The sequence below is a fragment of the Sphingobium sp. DN12 genome (genome assembly GCF_051058005.1).
GTDB lineage: Bacteria > Pseudomonadota > Alphaproteobacteria > Sphingomonadales > Sphingomonadaceae > Sphingobium > Sphingobium yanoikuyae.
In genome coordinates this window covers 41,193-55,532 of record NZ_CP173719.1, presented here as the reverse complement: position 1 = coordinate 55,532, position 14,340 = coordinate 41,193, and the positions used below count along the sequence as shown (strand labels likewise).

The 14,340-nt window shown below is 61.2% G+C and carries 17 protein-coding genes and 1 pseudogene; 3 read left to right on the top strand and 15 right to left on the bottom strand.

Annotation, left to right across the window (positions count from 1 at the left end):
• Positions 1–181: 181 nt before the first annotated feature.
• From ACI6S0_RS25460 to ACI6S0_RS25405, 12 genes are all read right to left on the bottom strand, one after another.
• Complete coding sequence (locus ACI6S0_RS25460) at positions 182–1,126, bottom strand: type IV secretion system protein (protein WP_434406020.1); 945 nt, start codon at positions 1,124–1,126, stop codon at positions 182–184.
• A gap of 16 nt (positions 1,127–1,142) precedes the next feature.
• Positions 1,143–1,361, bottom strand: coding sequence for an EexN family lipoprotein (locus tag ACI6S0_RS25455; RefSeq protein ID WP_376784575.1), 219 nt, complete (start codon positions 1,359–1,361; stop codon positions 1,143–1,145).
• A complete protein-coding gene (locus ACI6S0_RS25450; RefSeq protein ID WP_313326539.1) occupies positions 1,358–2,071 on the bottom strand; it encodes a type IV secretion system protein in 714 nt (237 codons plus the stop codon). The genes ACI6S0_RS25455 and ACI6S0_RS25450 overlap by 4 nt, the downstream gene beginning before the upstream one ends.
• A 3-nt stretch (positions 2,072–2,074) precedes the next feature.
• A complete protein-coding gene (locus ACI6S0_RS25445) occupies positions 2,075–4,486 on the bottom strand; it encodes a VirB4 family type IV secretion/conjugal transfer ATPase (protein ID WP_313326538.1) in 2,412 nt (803 codons plus the stop codon).
• On the bottom strand, positions 4,479–4,829 hold the full coding sequence (locus ACI6S0_RS25440; protein ID WP_313326537.1) for a type IV secretion system protein VirB3: 351 nt from the start codon (positions 4,827–4,829) through the stop codon (positions 4,479–4,481). Before ACI6S0_RS25440 ends, ACI6S0_RS25445 begins: the two co-directional genes overlap by 8 nt.
• A complete protein-coding gene (locus tag ACI6S0_RS25435; protein ID WP_021245259.1) occupies positions 4,826–5,164 on the bottom strand; it encodes a TrbC/VirB2 family protein in 339 nt (112 codons plus the stop codon). The genes ACI6S0_RS25440 and ACI6S0_RS25435 overlap by 4 nt, the downstream gene beginning before the upstream one ends.
• Positions 5,161–5,829 (bottom strand): lytic transglycosylase domain-containing protein, encoded by a 669-nt coding sequence (locus ACI6S0_RS25430; protein WP_434406019.1) that lies wholly within the window; start codon positions 5,827–5,829, stop codon positions 5,161–5,163. Before ACI6S0_RS25430 ends, ACI6S0_RS25435 begins: the two co-directional genes overlap by 4 nt.
• A complete protein-coding gene (locus ACI6S0_RS25425; protein WP_313326534.1) occupies positions 5,826–6,167 on the bottom strand; it encodes a hypothetical protein in 342 nt (113 codons plus the stop codon). The genes ACI6S0_RS25430 and ACI6S0_RS25425 overlap by 4 nt, the downstream gene beginning before the upstream one ends.
• 50 nt (positions 6,168–6,217) lie before the next feature.
• Positions 6,218–7,162: a phytanoyl-CoA dioxygenase family protein gene (locus tag ACI6S0_RS25420; protein ID WP_313326533.1), complete on the bottom strand. Its 945-nt coding sequence runs from the start codon at positions 7,160–7,162 to the stop codon at positions 6,218–6,220.
• A gap of 10 nt (positions 7,163–7,172) precedes the next feature.
• Positions 7,173–7,784, bottom strand: a complete 612-nt coding sequence (locus ACI6S0_RS25415) for an acyl-homoserine-lactone synthase (protein WP_313326532.1) — start codon at positions 7,782–7,784, stop codon at positions 7,173–7,175.
• Positions 7,785–7,856: 72 nt separating this feature from the next.
• Positions 7,857–8,600, bottom strand: a complete 744-nt coding sequence (locus ACI6S0_RS25410) for a LuxR family transcriptional regulator (RefSeq protein WP_313326531.1) — start codon at positions 8,598–8,600, stop codon at positions 7,857–7,859.
• Between the two features lie 16 nt (positions 8,601–8,616).
• Entirely contained in the window at positions 8,617–9,378 is a 762-nt protein-coding gene (locus tag ACI6S0_RS25405) for a helix-turn-helix transcriptional regulator (RefSeq protein WP_313326530.1), read from the bottom strand.
• 222 nt (positions 9,379–9,600) lie between these two features.
• Here ACI6S0_RS25405 and ACI6S0_RS25400 point away from each other — a divergent pair, with 222 nt between their 5' ends.
• Entirely contained in the window at positions 9,601–10,167 is a 567-nt protein-coding gene (locus ACI6S0_RS25400) for a hypothetical protein (protein ID WP_069335890.1), read from the top strand.
• A 42-nt stretch (positions 10,168–10,209) separates the two neighbouring features.
• Here ACI6S0_RS25400 and ACI6S0_RS25395 read toward each other — a convergent pair whose 3' ends face one another.
• A complete protein-coding gene (locus ACI6S0_RS25395) occupies positions 10,210–10,491 on the bottom strand; it encodes an S-4TM family putative pore-forming effector (RefSeq protein WP_313326529.1) in 282 nt (93 codons plus the stop codon).
• Between the two features lie 75 nt (positions 10,492–10,566).
• Positions 10,567–11,136, bottom strand: a complete 570-nt coding sequence (locus ACI6S0_RS25390) for a recombinase family protein (protein ID WP_313326528.1) — start codon at positions 11,134–11,136, stop codon at positions 10,567–10,569.
• Positions 11,137–11,276: 140 nt separating this feature from the next.
• On the opposite strand from ACI6S0_RS25390, the pseudogene ACI6S0_RS25385 reads away from it, so the two are divergent.
• Both ACI6S0_RS25385 and ACI6S0_RS25380 read left to right on the top strand, forming a co-directional pair.
• Positions 11,277–12,221: pseudogene (locus ACI6S0_RS25385) on the top strand (DUF4158 domain-containing protein); the annotation flags it as partial.
• A 395-nt stretch (positions 12,222–12,616) separates the two neighbouring features.
• Positions 12,617–12,775, top strand: coding sequence for a ribosome modulation factor (locus tag ACI6S0_RS25380; RefSeq protein ID WP_419555358.1), 159 nt, complete (start codon positions 12,617–12,619; stop codon positions 12,773–12,775).
• Positions 12,776–12,826: 51 nt separating this feature from the next.
• Here the strand turns inward: ACI6S0_RS25380 and ACI6S0_RS25375 are convergent, their stop codons facing one another.
• Positions 12,827–14,239, bottom strand: coding sequence for a diguanylate cyclase (locus ACI6S0_RS25375; RefSeq protein WP_036526763.1), 1,413 nt, complete (start codon positions 14,237–14,239; stop codon positions 12,827–12,829).
• Between the last annotated feature and the right edge of the window lie 101 nt (positions 14,240–14,340).

Here is a 14,340-nt window from a genome sequence, read left to right as displayed (position 1 = left end):
GAACGCTCCCATAGATATTCACGTCACGCAGATGGTGCCCGTTGCAAACGGCCAGCTTCTTGGGTCCGGAGGCGCATGCCGCGAGGCCAAGTAATGGAAGGCTGCCGATCAGGCAGAAGGTAACCTGACGGATGGTGAACGTCCATTTTTGAGGACAGGGCAAGGTCATGGAGATGTCTCGCTATGCCGCTTCGATGGAGCCGCCCCGACGAGCGGCGCGCTCCAGATTGCGGCTGTTGCGCGCAATGCGGCGTTGTCGGAAGGGAGATGCCATTGTCCCCCATGCGGTCCCGGCGAAGGCGCCGACCCCGGCGGCCGCCCCGCCCGCAATGCCAGTGGCAATCGCTGGAGCCTGGAAGAAGAAGATTGTGCCAAGAAAAATGTATGCAGCAAACAGAATGGCGCCGAATGCCGTATCTACGACTCCTTCAGATGCTGCCGTTGCAGCTGCTCCGAGATCGGTAATCAGGGTCGTGACCGCAATGATTACAGCAAGCAAGACAATGTAATTTATGGTTTGGCCAAGCCATCCATGAAAGAAACGCCTTGTCGGTTCGAACAATGCGAGGGCGATGAAAATGGGTCCTAGGGATATAATTATCGCGAGTGCAACTTTGGCAAATATCGTAATTGCGAAGCCGATAGCCGCCGAGAGACCTGCGAGCGCCTTAAGCCCCATGCTCAACGCATAAAGTACCAATTTATAAGGGTTGATATCGCTGTAAGTCGCCGCCTCAGTCTCAATGCGCGCTATAATGACATCGCTTTGGGCGTAGTAATCATCAAAAGCTTGGCCAGCTGTCCCGATCGTCTTCCCCGCGAGAGCCTGCGAGATCGCGTCCGGCATCCCATGAAAAAGCGGCGTGGTGATCCACTCAGAATAGGCGACCGTCGTTGCGGCAATATACAGCAGGCAGAGCTTGATCATCCGATAGAACAGCTCGCCCCAAGGCTCGCTGATGATCCCGCGCATTACCATGTAACCAAAAAGGCCGATATAGATTACGAGGCCGAGTGCCAGCGGCCCGCGCACAACGTCGACCACATTTTGAAGACGCTCATTTAGGAAAAGGTCCAGCTTTCCATCAATGTTCGTGTAAAGTGAGCTGAACAAGTCCGTAGCCATGCCGAATTCCAACGTGCTACCGTGAGAGCGACTGCATTTTGTTGTTGAGTGTTCGAAGGCTTTCGGCGTTCGAGCACTCCTGCTGGTTCGGATGCGAGCCATCGGCGCAAGCCTTGGTAAGCTCGCTCAGTTCCTCGGGATGGGAATTCAGATAGTCCTTCCCGCGCGGCGCTCGCTCACACCCGGTTAAGACAGCTGTCGCCAATGCCGCCAGCAAGAAAACTTTGCCTGTCATTGTGATAGGCTCCCGAGCTTTGAAGCCAATATTGTCTCGCTCTCGCGCTGCGACCGTAGCCGAACGTCGGCTTCCTGCCGCATCCGCAGCGCCTGCAACTGCAGGGCATCATTCTGGATGTGGGCGTTTTCGACCCCCACCCTTGCCTGAATGTCCATGACCTGTTTCGCATCCGACGCCGTATCGAGCGAGGTGCGCAGTTCTTCCAACCCCCCAGTGCGTTGGGCAGAGACGCCATAGGCCGACTCCGCGATCGCGGCATCGCGGGCGGCCAGATCACCATTTCGCAACAGGCTGTCGCGCGACGCCCGCTCATAAGCAGACGCGCCAGGCCGCAGCTCCGGCAGCGCTATGCGGTTGGCATCGCGAATCCGGGTCGCGGCACTGCCGAGCGATCCCAGGCTGGCATTGTCCGACGACATCAGCCTGCCGAGGTCGCGGGCCTCAGGCGGCAGAAGATGGCGCATTCCGTCCGTCGACAGCGATGACGCGATGCCGTTGACGTCGGTGACCTGATTGAAGCTACCGTAAAGCTGTTTTGCCTCGGCGATCTGCTCCTTGCCCTGCTCGATCATCGACAAGGTGTTTTTGACCGTGGCCAGCGCCTGCAAATAGCCGGAGCTGTCATAGACCGGTATGCCCTGGGCAGCTGCCGGACCCGCCGTTCCCAGGATAATTGCACCGATCGCTGCGAATCTGCCTTTACGCATAGCTCATCCTTTCCTGCTCGATGGAGACCGACGCTGCTGGCGAAAGACAGGCAGCCAGTTTTCGGGATCGTCGCCGACCTCGGCGCGGATGGCATCGAGCAGCGTCACCGTTTCCGTGGTGCCCGAGAGAACTGCCAGCTCGTCGGAGAGACCGCCAAGATCGAGCTCGACGACGATTGAGTCATGGCCTTGCTTGACCAGAAACCGGCGGGATTCCGGATTCAGATCGTGGCGGATGAGCTTGAATTCCGCCTGGGTCAGACCCAGTCCATCGACATAGTCCGTTTCGCGGCCATAAGGGTTGGGCAGTAATATCTTGGTCGCAACCTGCTCCATGATGCTGTGCGAAATGTCCGAACGCAGCGCATCCGCAGGGCTTTGCGTGCCGAAGACAAGAAAGGCATTCTGCTTGCGGTAGGTCTTGAGGCCGTCCTGCGCGAAGGCGCGGAAGGCGTCGTCACCCAAGGCCTTCCAGAATTCGTCGATGTCGATCACAAGCCGCCGACCGTCGAGGAGACCGTCGATCCGGTGAAACATGTACATCATGAGCGGCGTGCGGACTTCGGGGTTATCGAGAAAATCCGTCATGTCGAAGCCGACAAACGCCGCCTCGAGCGATAGAGCGTCGATCTCATTGTCGAACACCCAGCCGAGCGAACCGCCCCGCGCCCATTTCTCCAGCCGGGCACCGATGCCTTCCGGGTCGCGCTGACCGAGCAGCTGGCGAAGCGCGAGAATGGAGCGGTCCTCCGGCGCGAGGCGCCCGAGCGAGGCCAACCCCTCGTCGATCATGCGCTCTTGCGTGACGCCGAGCTGACCTCCGACCGGCGTCACCAGCTGCCGGATCAGACGCCCCAGGAAAACAAGATTGCGCGGACCATAGTCGAGTGCCCGCAGAGGAGCGAAACCTGTAGGCTCCCCATTCTTCAGCGTCAGATAGATCCCGCCCGCGGATCGGACATAGATCTCCGCGCCGCGGTCCTTGTCGATGAATATCTGCTGCGCGGCCGTCTTCTCGAGCTGCGCCATCAGAAAATTCTGGACGACGGTCTTGCCCGCCCCGGATGGACCGATGATCAGTGTGTGACCCAAATCGCCGACATGGAAGTTGAAATAATAGGGCGATTGCGCGGCCGTCTTCATCATGGCGATCGCAGGCCCCCAATGGTTCCCCTTGGCCCGGCCCGCAGGATACGTATGGAACGGCGCCAAGGCGGCAAAATTGCGCGAGGTGATCGCCGCCGGCCGCGCCCGCCATGCGAAATTTCCAGGCAGCTGCGCCCAGAACGCCGCTTCAAGCGCTGGTCCTTCGCGCGCCGCCACCAAACCTGCATCGGCCAGTGCCGCGCGCGCGGCCGAGAGATTGTCGGCAAGTCGCCTTTGGCTGTCGGCGAAGACCGCCAACGAGAAATGATGCTCCCCGAGCACGAACCGGTTGCTTTGCAGACCGTCGGCGGCATCGGCGAGATCGAGCGCCTGGCTCGCTGCGGCATCCTCGATCGAGGCCATCTGGTTTTGCCGGCGGCGCAGCCGTTCGGCTGCCCGCGCCTTGCCCATGAAGGTGAAGGATTGCGAGACGACGAAGGCGAAATCCTGGCCGAGCAAGGCATTCATCTGTCCCGGGCGCGTCAGCGCGGGATATTCCCTGATGCCGAAGATCCCCTGCCAGCGGCTCGCGTCATGGGCGCGGATCTCGACCGTCTCGCGTCCGAAAATCACACGCTCACCGTAAAGCGCCGATCCCAGATGACCGCGGACGAGCGGAACCCTGGATCGCGCACCCATCATCACTTGCTCGAGCACCTCAAGCGGGGCGGAGAAGATCAGGCCATTATGCTCGTAGAGGGCGAGGCGCGCCGGGCTGCAGCGGCGGAGCAGCTTCTCGATGTCGCGCGCCTTCTCCTCGAAGCGCGCCAGTTCGTCGGGATCGACTTCCTCCTCCGCGGCCTTGGCTTTCGCGACCCGCTTGAGCAGCAGCCCGGTCCGGTCGGCCGATCCGACGGCCGGACGCATGAGCAGCGTCAGATAATGCTCATTGACGAACATCCGCTTGGCGGTGACGCGCGCCCGATATTTACCGTCGAGCTCGGCGGCGAACTTTGAGCGGAACTGCCCTTCGGGATAGTCCCCTACGGCTGAGCGGACGATGTGGGTCCAGATCGCAAGCCGATCGTCGGCGATGTTGCGCCAGGTGCCGTTGAGCTTCTCGTGCCAATCATTGAGGTGGATCGGATCAGCCGTCTCGAAAGCCAGCCCTTCGAGACGGAACATCATCATGAGATCGCCGCTATCGAGCGCAATCACATCGGGCGTCACATGGCGGGCATAGGGAAGATAGCGCCCGGGCTCCGCTTCTCGGGCCAGAACCCGCCAGGGCGTCTTGCGCGGCGGCAGCTGGGCGGCGGCGCTAGCCACGCGCGAAACCCTTGCGCTTCATCCCCGCGACCGGCAGCGGCGAATAGGAACTGCCGCCCCACCAGCCGCGGTTCCGGCAGCGCGCCTTGGTCAAAGTCCATAACCATAGCAGGCGAAAGGCATTGGCGTCGTGGCGCACGATGAGGCGCGCCACCGCGAGGCACGCGCCGCCGATCGCCACCGCGTGAAGCGGATTTCCGCTAACAATCAGGGTGAGACAGGCAGCAAGCGCGATCGGCAAGGACGCTTCGAGCGGTACGCCCAGCCACATCGTCGGCCGGGTCACCGCAAGGAAAAGCGTTTCCTGGCGCAGCCGCTCGTTCGAGGGCGCTGCCTCCTTCACGCGCCACCTGTGATGGTATCGACGATCCACTGCGCGCTGAAGACGATGAAAATGCCGACGATGACCGTCACCAAAAGGCCGAGGCTCGCCCGTCCGGTGAAGAACATGAAGCCGACGATGACGACGGCGATGACCGCGATCGTCTTGGCGAAAGTTCCCGTCAGCCAGGTCTTGATGTTCTCCGCCATGGACGTGATGCCGTCCGCGCCTTGCGCATGAGCAGGATCACTCAGCAGCAAAGAGAGAAGCATCGCCAGGCCGACGATGCCGGCGATGCGCAGCAGAAGACGCGCCCATTGGGGCTGGGAGCCCAGGCGGGCGGTGATCGCTGTCATGGATGCTGTCCTTTCTGAGAAGTTGCCCCGTCCCCGAAGACCATGAGCGAGGCTTGCCGGGCATCGGCAACGGTGTTCCAACCGGCCGCCTGCGTCGCTGCGAGCCCAGAGGGTCGCCGTTTGGCGATCGCCGCGTCGGCAAGCTGGACGCGCGCCGGCAGGGCCGGCGCTGTTAGCCTGCCGCGGATCAGGGGGATGATGGTCGACGCGCTGGCATAAACCCGGGCGACATAACCATTGCGAAAGCCGCGCCGCCGATCGCCGGTATTGTAGAGCGAGAGCGCTGTTGCGATCGCATGGTCCGAACTCTGGGCGGAGTGCGCCACCGACTGATAGTTGGTCGTCAACACCCGCGCGGCGGCGGCAAGGTTGCGGCACGGCTCGAAGGCATCCTCCACCGACAGACCCAGCCATCCGAGGTTGGCGCTGTTGATCTGCCCCAAGCCCAAGTCGATGTTGTAGCCTTGGCGAATGAGGCGACGCGCGGCGGCAATCGCCTGTGCCCTCGTCGCCGGCACCGGCTTGCGCGCACCCGGACTGTTGACCCCGATCGCCAGCGTGTTGAATCGGCTTTCCGTGTGAACGATCGAGATCAGCGTCTCAGGCGCCACGCTTGGCGCGCATGAGCCTGCAAGGGCGAGAAGACTGGCGACGTCGAGGATCATCGAGCGAGATCCTGCAGCCGCTCGATATGGGCCAGCGAGTAGGTCTCGCGGCGTCCATCGCTGAAGGTCATGACAACCCGGCGCCGCGTTGCGGAATCGCGATCGTAGACCTTGGTACGAGCAACACCGCCGCCGCTACAGGCGGGAAAAGAGCCGCCGGTGGCCAAGCGCTGCCACAACTTGGTCATGGGCGCGACGCACTGGGCATATTGCGTCGCGCCACTAGGATTGGAAAGGCACAGTAGAACCTGGCAGCCCAAGTCATTCGCTCGCGCGGGAGTCGGTCGAAGGGCGGTGCCCATGGCGAGCACCGCCAGGCTGAGAGTCACGCGTTGCATCGGGTCATTCCCCCGCGAGAGACACCTCCCACGTCGGGAATTGGCGTCAGCTATCCGTTGGATTTCACCTCTCTTTTGTTCCGCCCGGCCCCGATTTCGGCAATCCCCCCAGCCGGGGGGAGTTTGCCTGTGCGTTGCTGGTCCAGGAATTCGGCCAGCGCACCTTCCTGATCGGGTCGCAGGGCATCGGTGGCAGCCAGATATTCCGGCGGTTCGCCGCGAAGCAGGATGGACGGACACTGGCCGTCATAATTGCCGAGATTGGGACGGTGCTGCTGGTAGCCGACCAGCGCGGCAAGCTCTGGATCGAACGCACGGGCCGCATTGGGCGGATAGGTCAGCCATTGATTTTCGTAGGGCTTCAGCCAGCCCAAGCAATAGCTGACAATGATGCCACGCCGGATCGCGCCAGTCATGTTGGCGCCGGCGCCATGCAGCGTAGAACCGAGGAAGAGGATCGCCGAACCCGGCTCCGCCTCAACCGCCACGGGCTGCGCGTCCTGCGTGGAGCCGGCATTATGGCTCCCAGGCCAGATCAATGTGGCGCCGTTTTCAGCTTTGAACGGAGAAATCGGCCACATCACGTTGACGAGATATTCGATCTCGCCGGTCGGGCCACGCCACATATCCTGATCCCTGTGAGGAAACTGCGCCGGGGCTCCTGGATGCAGTTCGAGCGCCTGCGTCAGGTTGAGCTGGATGGTATCGCACCAGGGGTCGAGAACCGACCGCACCAAACACATGATCGCGGGATGGCGCACGAGCCGCTCGACAGCAGGTACGCGTTTCAAAAGGCCGCCGAAGCGCTTGGTGCGCGGACCGTAGAAGCCGCCCTGACAAAAGGGTGTGGCGGCAAAACGCGGATCGAGGGCCTGATCGATCTCCGCGATCTCTGTCTTGGATGCGATGTCCCGCAACACGCAGAAGCCCTGCCGCTGCAAATCGTCATCGACCGCAGGTCCGACAGCTTGGCGATAGGTGGAGAGATTTGTCATAGCGCCCTCCTCAAGCAGCCTTAGCTAGATCGGCAAGGCCGACCGAGCGCCAGATGCCGCTGGCCTGCAGCTGCTCGCGGGTGCGGCCGTCAATGTCGATCTGTAAGGCGACAAGGCAGCGTCCGCTTGTCGAGCCGGGGGTGCCGAGGGGACGGCATGCCCAGCCAAAGCTCAGGATCTGTTGGAACCAGGACCACTCAGCGACGCCGGTGTAACTGCCGATATGATTGCAGAGCGCATATTCGACGAGCGCGGACACCAGCCGATTGCGCACCTCCAGGCGCTCTCGTGCGCGCAATCGTCGTGCAAGACAAAAGCGCGTGATCTCGAGGATCGCACCACCCTGGGGAGGCGCTTGTTCACATAGTTCGGAGAAAATGGTGCCGAGAATATGGTCACCGGTCGTGGGAAGCAGCCGCGCCGAGGCAAGATGCTCGCCCTCGGCGTCGGCTATCACGATGTAGACGGCACGGTCATTGTCGAACTGGTCGATTTCATAGCGGCCGGCGACGACCGGCACGTCCCAGCGCAGAAGATCGACAAATACCCGTTTGCGTTCCTCGAACATCGAACGGAACAGGCGGTTCTCCATGGCGCGGGCAGCGCCGGTTTCGATATGCATGACAGCCTCCTTTGGTGAGGCGGTCAGTCGATCAGGCCCGCGTCCTTTCGGTTATCCCCAGTCCTGGGGAGATCATCGGCCGAAAACATCTGCGAAGCTGATCTGTCCATCGAACAATGCGCGGATCGCCAGCAGCGTGCGCTTCGTCACGCCGTAGCGGTCGCGCGCATCCTTTACATGCTGGATCACCGTTTCCTGCCCAATGCCGAGGATTTGGCTAATCTCCCAGTCGGTTTTCCCGCGCGCGACCAGCGCTACACATTCAGCCTGCCGCTCAGTCAGGCTCGGACCTTCGCATGGAGCTTGGGTTTGCCGGGACAGTCTGCGCGCAGCTTCGAATGCGAAGCTGCCGATCAGCTGGACGAGCGGGAGCTGTCGTTGATCGAGCACGTCGTCTGACCCCATGGCGAATGAGCAGGACCCATTCACCTCACCAGGAATATGGGCAGGAACCGTGAAACCATCGCCCAGCCCGGCGTCGTGCGCCTCCGCCAGGATCGACCGATCAGCAGCGCTGAGCGTGATGAGGGATTGCACCGCCGACCAGGCAAAGCCGATATTGGTGCGATGGCTGGCACGGTGGATCGGGTCACTCGCATAGAGGCGACGCGCCTGGAAACGCTCCACCCATTCTGGCGGATAATCGACGATATGGACAGAGCTCACCGCTGGCTTAAGGTCGATATGGTGGACCAGGGCAAAGTACCGAAAACCCATCTCACGCGTGATCTCGGCCATCAGGCCGGCGAGTGCTCGACTGTCCTTGATTGTCGCGGCGACCGCGCAGAATTCCTGAACTTGGCCAAGCCCGATCATTACGGCCCAAGCGAGATCAGAGGAGCGCGTCCATGTTGAGATGACCGTCGCGAACCGCGCGCAGCACTAGCTGCGTTCGGCGTCGAACGCCGTAGCGCCGGCGCGCGGATTCAACATATTCGTGCACGGTGTCGCGGCTAAGCCCGAGGATCTGGGCAATCTCCCAATCGCTCTTCCCCTGGGCCACGAGCGAGATACATTCGACCTGGCGCGGACTGAGGGAAACGAACGCCAAGGTCCGCATCTCTTCGCCGAGCAGTTCGCGCGCCCGGTCATAAGCGACCGAACCCAGCAACCGGGCGGTGAGAATTTCCGCCGCATCCAACGGTTCATCGCGCGATCGGGCGACGGTGAAAATCGCCTCAGGTTCACCCGGCGTCCTGATCGGCAAACTATAGCCCGCTGCAAGATCATGATTCCTGGCGCGTTTCAGGATGCTTCGCTGGCGCGACGAAAGCTCAAGCACGTCGCCCACCCGATCCCAGGCGAGCCCCGATGGCGTGCGGGCGCAGGCCGCGTGGATGGGGTCCTCGATGTAGTGGCGCTCCTCCAACACCTCTTCGAGCCAGGCCGGCGGATAGGTGGTGAGGAACAGGCGCTGCCCGCCTCCGTGCCGAAGATCGACATTGTGGAGCAGCGTGAACCAGCGGAAGCCGAGTTCGCGCACGGCCGCATCGATTGTGCCTTGCAAATCGCCGAGGTTTCCAGCACGCGCACATTCCACTCCAAAACGCGTGAGGTCGTCCAGGCGGCCGCAGTCTCTTATCTTCTTCGCCATAGACGGTCGAAGCTCGTCGCCAAAAGAACTGCTCGTCCAGCGTTAAGCGGCCAGCTCCGCGATTATCACGGTGAGTTGAGAACGATTCGCAACAAACCTGCTTGGAATGAATCGCCTATGACACTTTGCCTGCTGGTAAAGTGTCATAGGCGACAAAGAACGCTTCATGGTGCGGATTCCGGATTCACATTGATCTTTGTATGTGCTTGATTCAGTCGCGTTATGTTTCATCCCACCACGCCTCTCAAGCCTGCCACCAGCTGCGATATCGCAGCCGTGCTCGAGAGATTGGCGCAAGTCTCAAGCCGCCCCCGCTACGCCTTCATGCTGCTCAACCTAATCGCCCAGGTTGCCGGCCCCGACGGGAGCGCCGGTCCCTGGATCAAGCGGGACAACGAGCTTGTTTCGCTGCGCGACTGGCTTTGCGACGCATTGACGCCCATGGCCCAGCGCGGCCTACGTAACGCAACGTTGGCCGAACGAGTGCACAGAGACCTCATCAGAGGTGGATCGCTCCCGCGCGATGCAGAAGATGCACAGCGGGCGATCGCTGAGGAAATGCGCGTGCGCATTCGAACCGCCGGCAAAAGCAATCTCAGCCGTGCGGTTTCCGAGCTCGTGAATGCAGGATTCCTGCGCCGCCACTATCAGGGCTATCGCGTCGACCACCAAAACCGCGGCGGGCAACGCCACGCCGTCTACACATTGGTTGGGGATGCGCGTCTTCTCGGCCCGACAGCTCGCGGGCCGAAAGCATCGGTCCAAGGTGAATTCGCGTTCACGGGATAAGCGAACTTGCATCCCGCCTGCAGCATTTGAACAGGATTGCCATCAGGATTGATTGACTTCGGCTATCCCAGCCTGACGCAGAAAATCAGCGGCCCCTAGGTTCATGTCGATCTCCATTCCGGATCGGAGCCAATGATAGACGAAAGGCAGGAGCAGCGGATTGCTGGTTCTGCGCTGGAATATGCTGTTCTGAAATTCGCGCGACCGTCTTTCGCATTCGCTATCGTCACAACCTCCCGCGAGCGCCAGTTCCCATAGTGCTTCAGCCTCTGCGCGGGCCAGCTTCTGAGCATCCGCCGCATCACGCTGCCGGAAAGAGGGCATAGCGTGGAAAGTACGCTAAACAACGCTAAGCGAGAACGCATGGCGAACGCTCGATGCGAACGGACGGGCGCTTAATCAGGCGGGCCGTTCGATTCCCATCCTACGCATTTCGCGATAAATGGTCGATCGGCCGATGCCGAGTTGCCGCGCTGCTTCGGTAGGCGAGATACGAGCTTCGACCAGCTTGATGGCCGCATCCACTTTGGACATGTCCAGCAGCTGACGGCCAGGCTGTTTGCCCTTAGCACGGGCGGCGGCAATACCATCTCTGGTTCGCTCAGAAATCAGCCGTCGCTCAAAATGGGCGATGGCCCCAAACACATGGAAGATGAGCTCGCCGGCAGCTGACGAAGTGTCGATCTTTTCTTCAAGGCTCAGGAGCGCGATGCCCTGACCGCGTAGCGTCTCAACCGTGGTGAGAAGTTCGGCAAGCGAGCGCCCAAGCCGATCGAGGCGGACCACCGCCAGCGTGTCACCCTTGCGGGCATAGGCGATTAGCTCAGCCAGACCGGGCCGTTCCATGCTCTTACCTGAAATGACATCGGTGAAGATTTTGATGGCGCCAGCCTTCTCCAGACGCATGGTCTGGCCCGCAACGTCCTGATCGCCGGTGCTGACGCGGGCATAGCCCAGAATATCACCCATGCCGCACGTCTCCCAAACGGTCGTTCTGTGGACGCTATGGAGGGCAGCCGCTGCGCCCCACCCATATCCGTCCACATACTATGTCTCTTTACTCCTCGCTGTCCATAGGCCCAGATGACCTTTTGTGGACAGGAAACGGCATGACGAAGCGCAAGCATCAACTCCTGACCGAGAGCGAACGCGATCAGATACTCGCCATCCCGACCGATCGCGACCATTTGGCCCGGCTCTATACCTTCGAGCCTTCCGATATCGAGATCATCGGCGCGCGACGGGAGCGACGGAACCAGTTGGGCGTGGCGCTGCAACTCGCGCTCCTGCGGCACCCGGGCATCACGCTTGCGCAGTTGATACAGGACAGGGGAGCAATACCCCATGATCTCGCCGCTTTCGTCGCGGAGCAACTTGGTCTGCACGTAACCGAGCTGGCCAACTATGCGGCGCGGGATCAGACAATGACGGATCATGCCCGTGAGCTGGCGGCGCGTTTGGGGCTTCGGGGGCCAACCCGCGCCGATATTCCCTTCATGGTCGAGGCGGCCGCGAGAACGGCATGGGCGACCGACAAGGGGATGACGATTGCGATGGGCGTGGTCACCGCCCTGCGCGAGGCCCGAATTTTGCTGCCGTCCATCTCCACCATCGAACGCGCCAGCAGCGCGGGACGTGCCCGCGCGCGCAAGCAGGCCGCCCACGCCCTGATCGCCGATCTCAGCGCCGAACAGGTCCAGGCCCTCGATCAGCTCTTCGACGCCGCCGGCGGCATGAGCCATCTCGCCTTGCTTAAGACCATCCCCGTCGCGGCCAAGCCCGATCACGTCCGCCAGATCCTCGACCGTCTGAGGCAGGTGCGGAAGATCGGCATTTCCCCCGACGTCGCGGGCCGCATCCACGCGGACCGATTTCGGCAATATGTCAGGGAAGGCCGTGCGTCGCCTGCCTATATGATCGAGCGCTATATTCCCTCCCGGCGACGCGCCACGCTCGTGGCCTTCCTGCTCGATCTTGAAGAACGGCTGACGGACAGCGCCCTGGAGATGGCGGACAAGCTGATCGGCGGCATCTTCACCCGCGCGAAGAACGCTTGAGATTTTGCGCGACACACGCGTCGGAATTTCTCTCGACGAACTGCAAAGACTACGGCGTATCGCGAGCCCTAAAGATGCCCGTCTCCTTTCGCTTGTTTTGGGGCGAGTAAGGCAGCACTACGCGCGCAAATCGACAGCGGCAGATCGCACTGACGACGCGCTTGTCCGCACCATAGATTTGGCCATGAGCAAGTTTTCCGGCAATGGCGTAGGCGAAAAGAGGCTCGCCACACTCGCATTGACGAGCTTGCGTCGCAATGTCGTCTCCTGATTTCAGCGAAAACACGGAACTGGAATGCAAAGGAGCGCTTGGCCTGTTCGTTCTGGCAGTCGGCGCGATTATGCTCCGCCGCCGTCGCCGGGCAATCGGTTGATCGGGAAGGAGCCCATCAGTGCAATTCGACCATGCATATCGATGGGGTCTGAAGGCCGCACAGGCCGGCTTGCCGCGTCACGCCAATCCCTACCGTGCCTCCCATGTTCGGGCAGCATGGGAGATTGGTTATGCAAGCCACGCAAGTGGCGGTCTCGAGCGATACCGCCACCGATAAATCCAGGAAACTTGGAGCCTGATGCCCGTAAACATCTGGGTGTAAAGAACGTCATGTGGCAAGCGGCCAAATCCCCTTCCCGCCTTCTCCATAAATCGGGGCGAGTTCCACCGTGTTGCGACCTGCGGCCTTGGCCCGATAGAGTGCCTCATCCGCGGCCTTGATCAGGAATTTCTGATCGGGATGGCCGGAATGCAGGGCAATGCCGATCGACGCGGTGACACTGAGGCCGCCCGAGCTTCCCGTTTCGAAAATATGGCCCTCCATATCTGCCCGAATGCGCTCCGCTATGTTGGCCGCAGCCTCGATGCCTGTCTCGACTAGGACGATCAGGAACTCCTCGCCCCCGTACCGGAAAACGAAGTCCGTCGCCCGGACATTCCCGACGATCACTTGTGCCACCTGCCGGAGGACTTCATCACCGACCTGATGGCCGTGCCGATCATTGATCGCCTTGAAGTGGTCGATATCGACCAGCATGACGCTGAGCGCTGTCCCGTTCTCCTTCGCGAATGTGACCTCGCGGCCAAGTATGGCAGGCAGGAAACGGCGGTTAAGGGCACGGGTCAGCGGATCGCGTCCTCCTTCCATGGTGCTTAATGTCTGGAAGAGATCAGCGACCAGGAAGGAAATTTCGTCAACTGCGGCGCGCAAATCCGCCAAGGCGGATGAGCCATCCTGACGCTTACGGGGAGCATCCAGCTCTGGCAGGAGCATCTCATCGATGCGCTCGACAAGTCGGACCACAGTGCTGAACTGCGCCGATTGCTCAAACATGAACTGTGCCCGATGCCGAAGCCAAAGTCCGAAGGCGGAATCGCCCAAGCGGAGCAACCCGCCACCAGGGCCAGCTTGCAGAAGCGCGAACAGTGTGTTCTGGCTCCACTCCATCAGGCTGGCGCGCTGCGTCTCTTTGTCGACTGCAGCGTCCTGATCCAGAGAGAAGAGCCGATAGGCTTCATCTAGTCTCGCTCTTGCCGTGGTGTCCTTTACATAGGACTGGCTGATGAGCATGACGGCCGTGTCCATTCGCGCATCAGCAAGTTGAAGCGCGCGAATGCCTACCAACGGATCGACTGCCTGACCCTGCAGCAATTCAGCGAGCCGTGTCTTGATCACCAGCGCGCCTGTCATTACGAGATGGACCGGAATCTTGATGCGAGCGTGGACTTCGCCAATGATCTTCTGGCGGGCCTGCTTTTCGGGGGAGTCGCGAATGTCCTGTCCGGAAAACAACTGCGTGAGCCACTCAATGAGGGAAGAGCTGAGCCTCTCCTGCACCACAGCGTGGTTCAGGAACTGGGCAGCCTCCTGGTCACGAAGCAGCGTATCGTAGAACAAAGCGACGAGTTCACGGCCATGTTCGGCAGCCATCTCCGCGAGAAGTTTGAGCGGCGCATGGGAGTGCCGGCTATGGGCGGGCAGCTTCGCCGACCCTTTGATCCGCTCTTCGTCCGTAAACATCAATGTGATCCCTTCCGCGCCCCTTTAAGGGCGATGCCTTACCCAGTCGACGTCCAATAGAATTGAGAGAATGCGCAGAACGTCAATCATGAGAAGGGCGC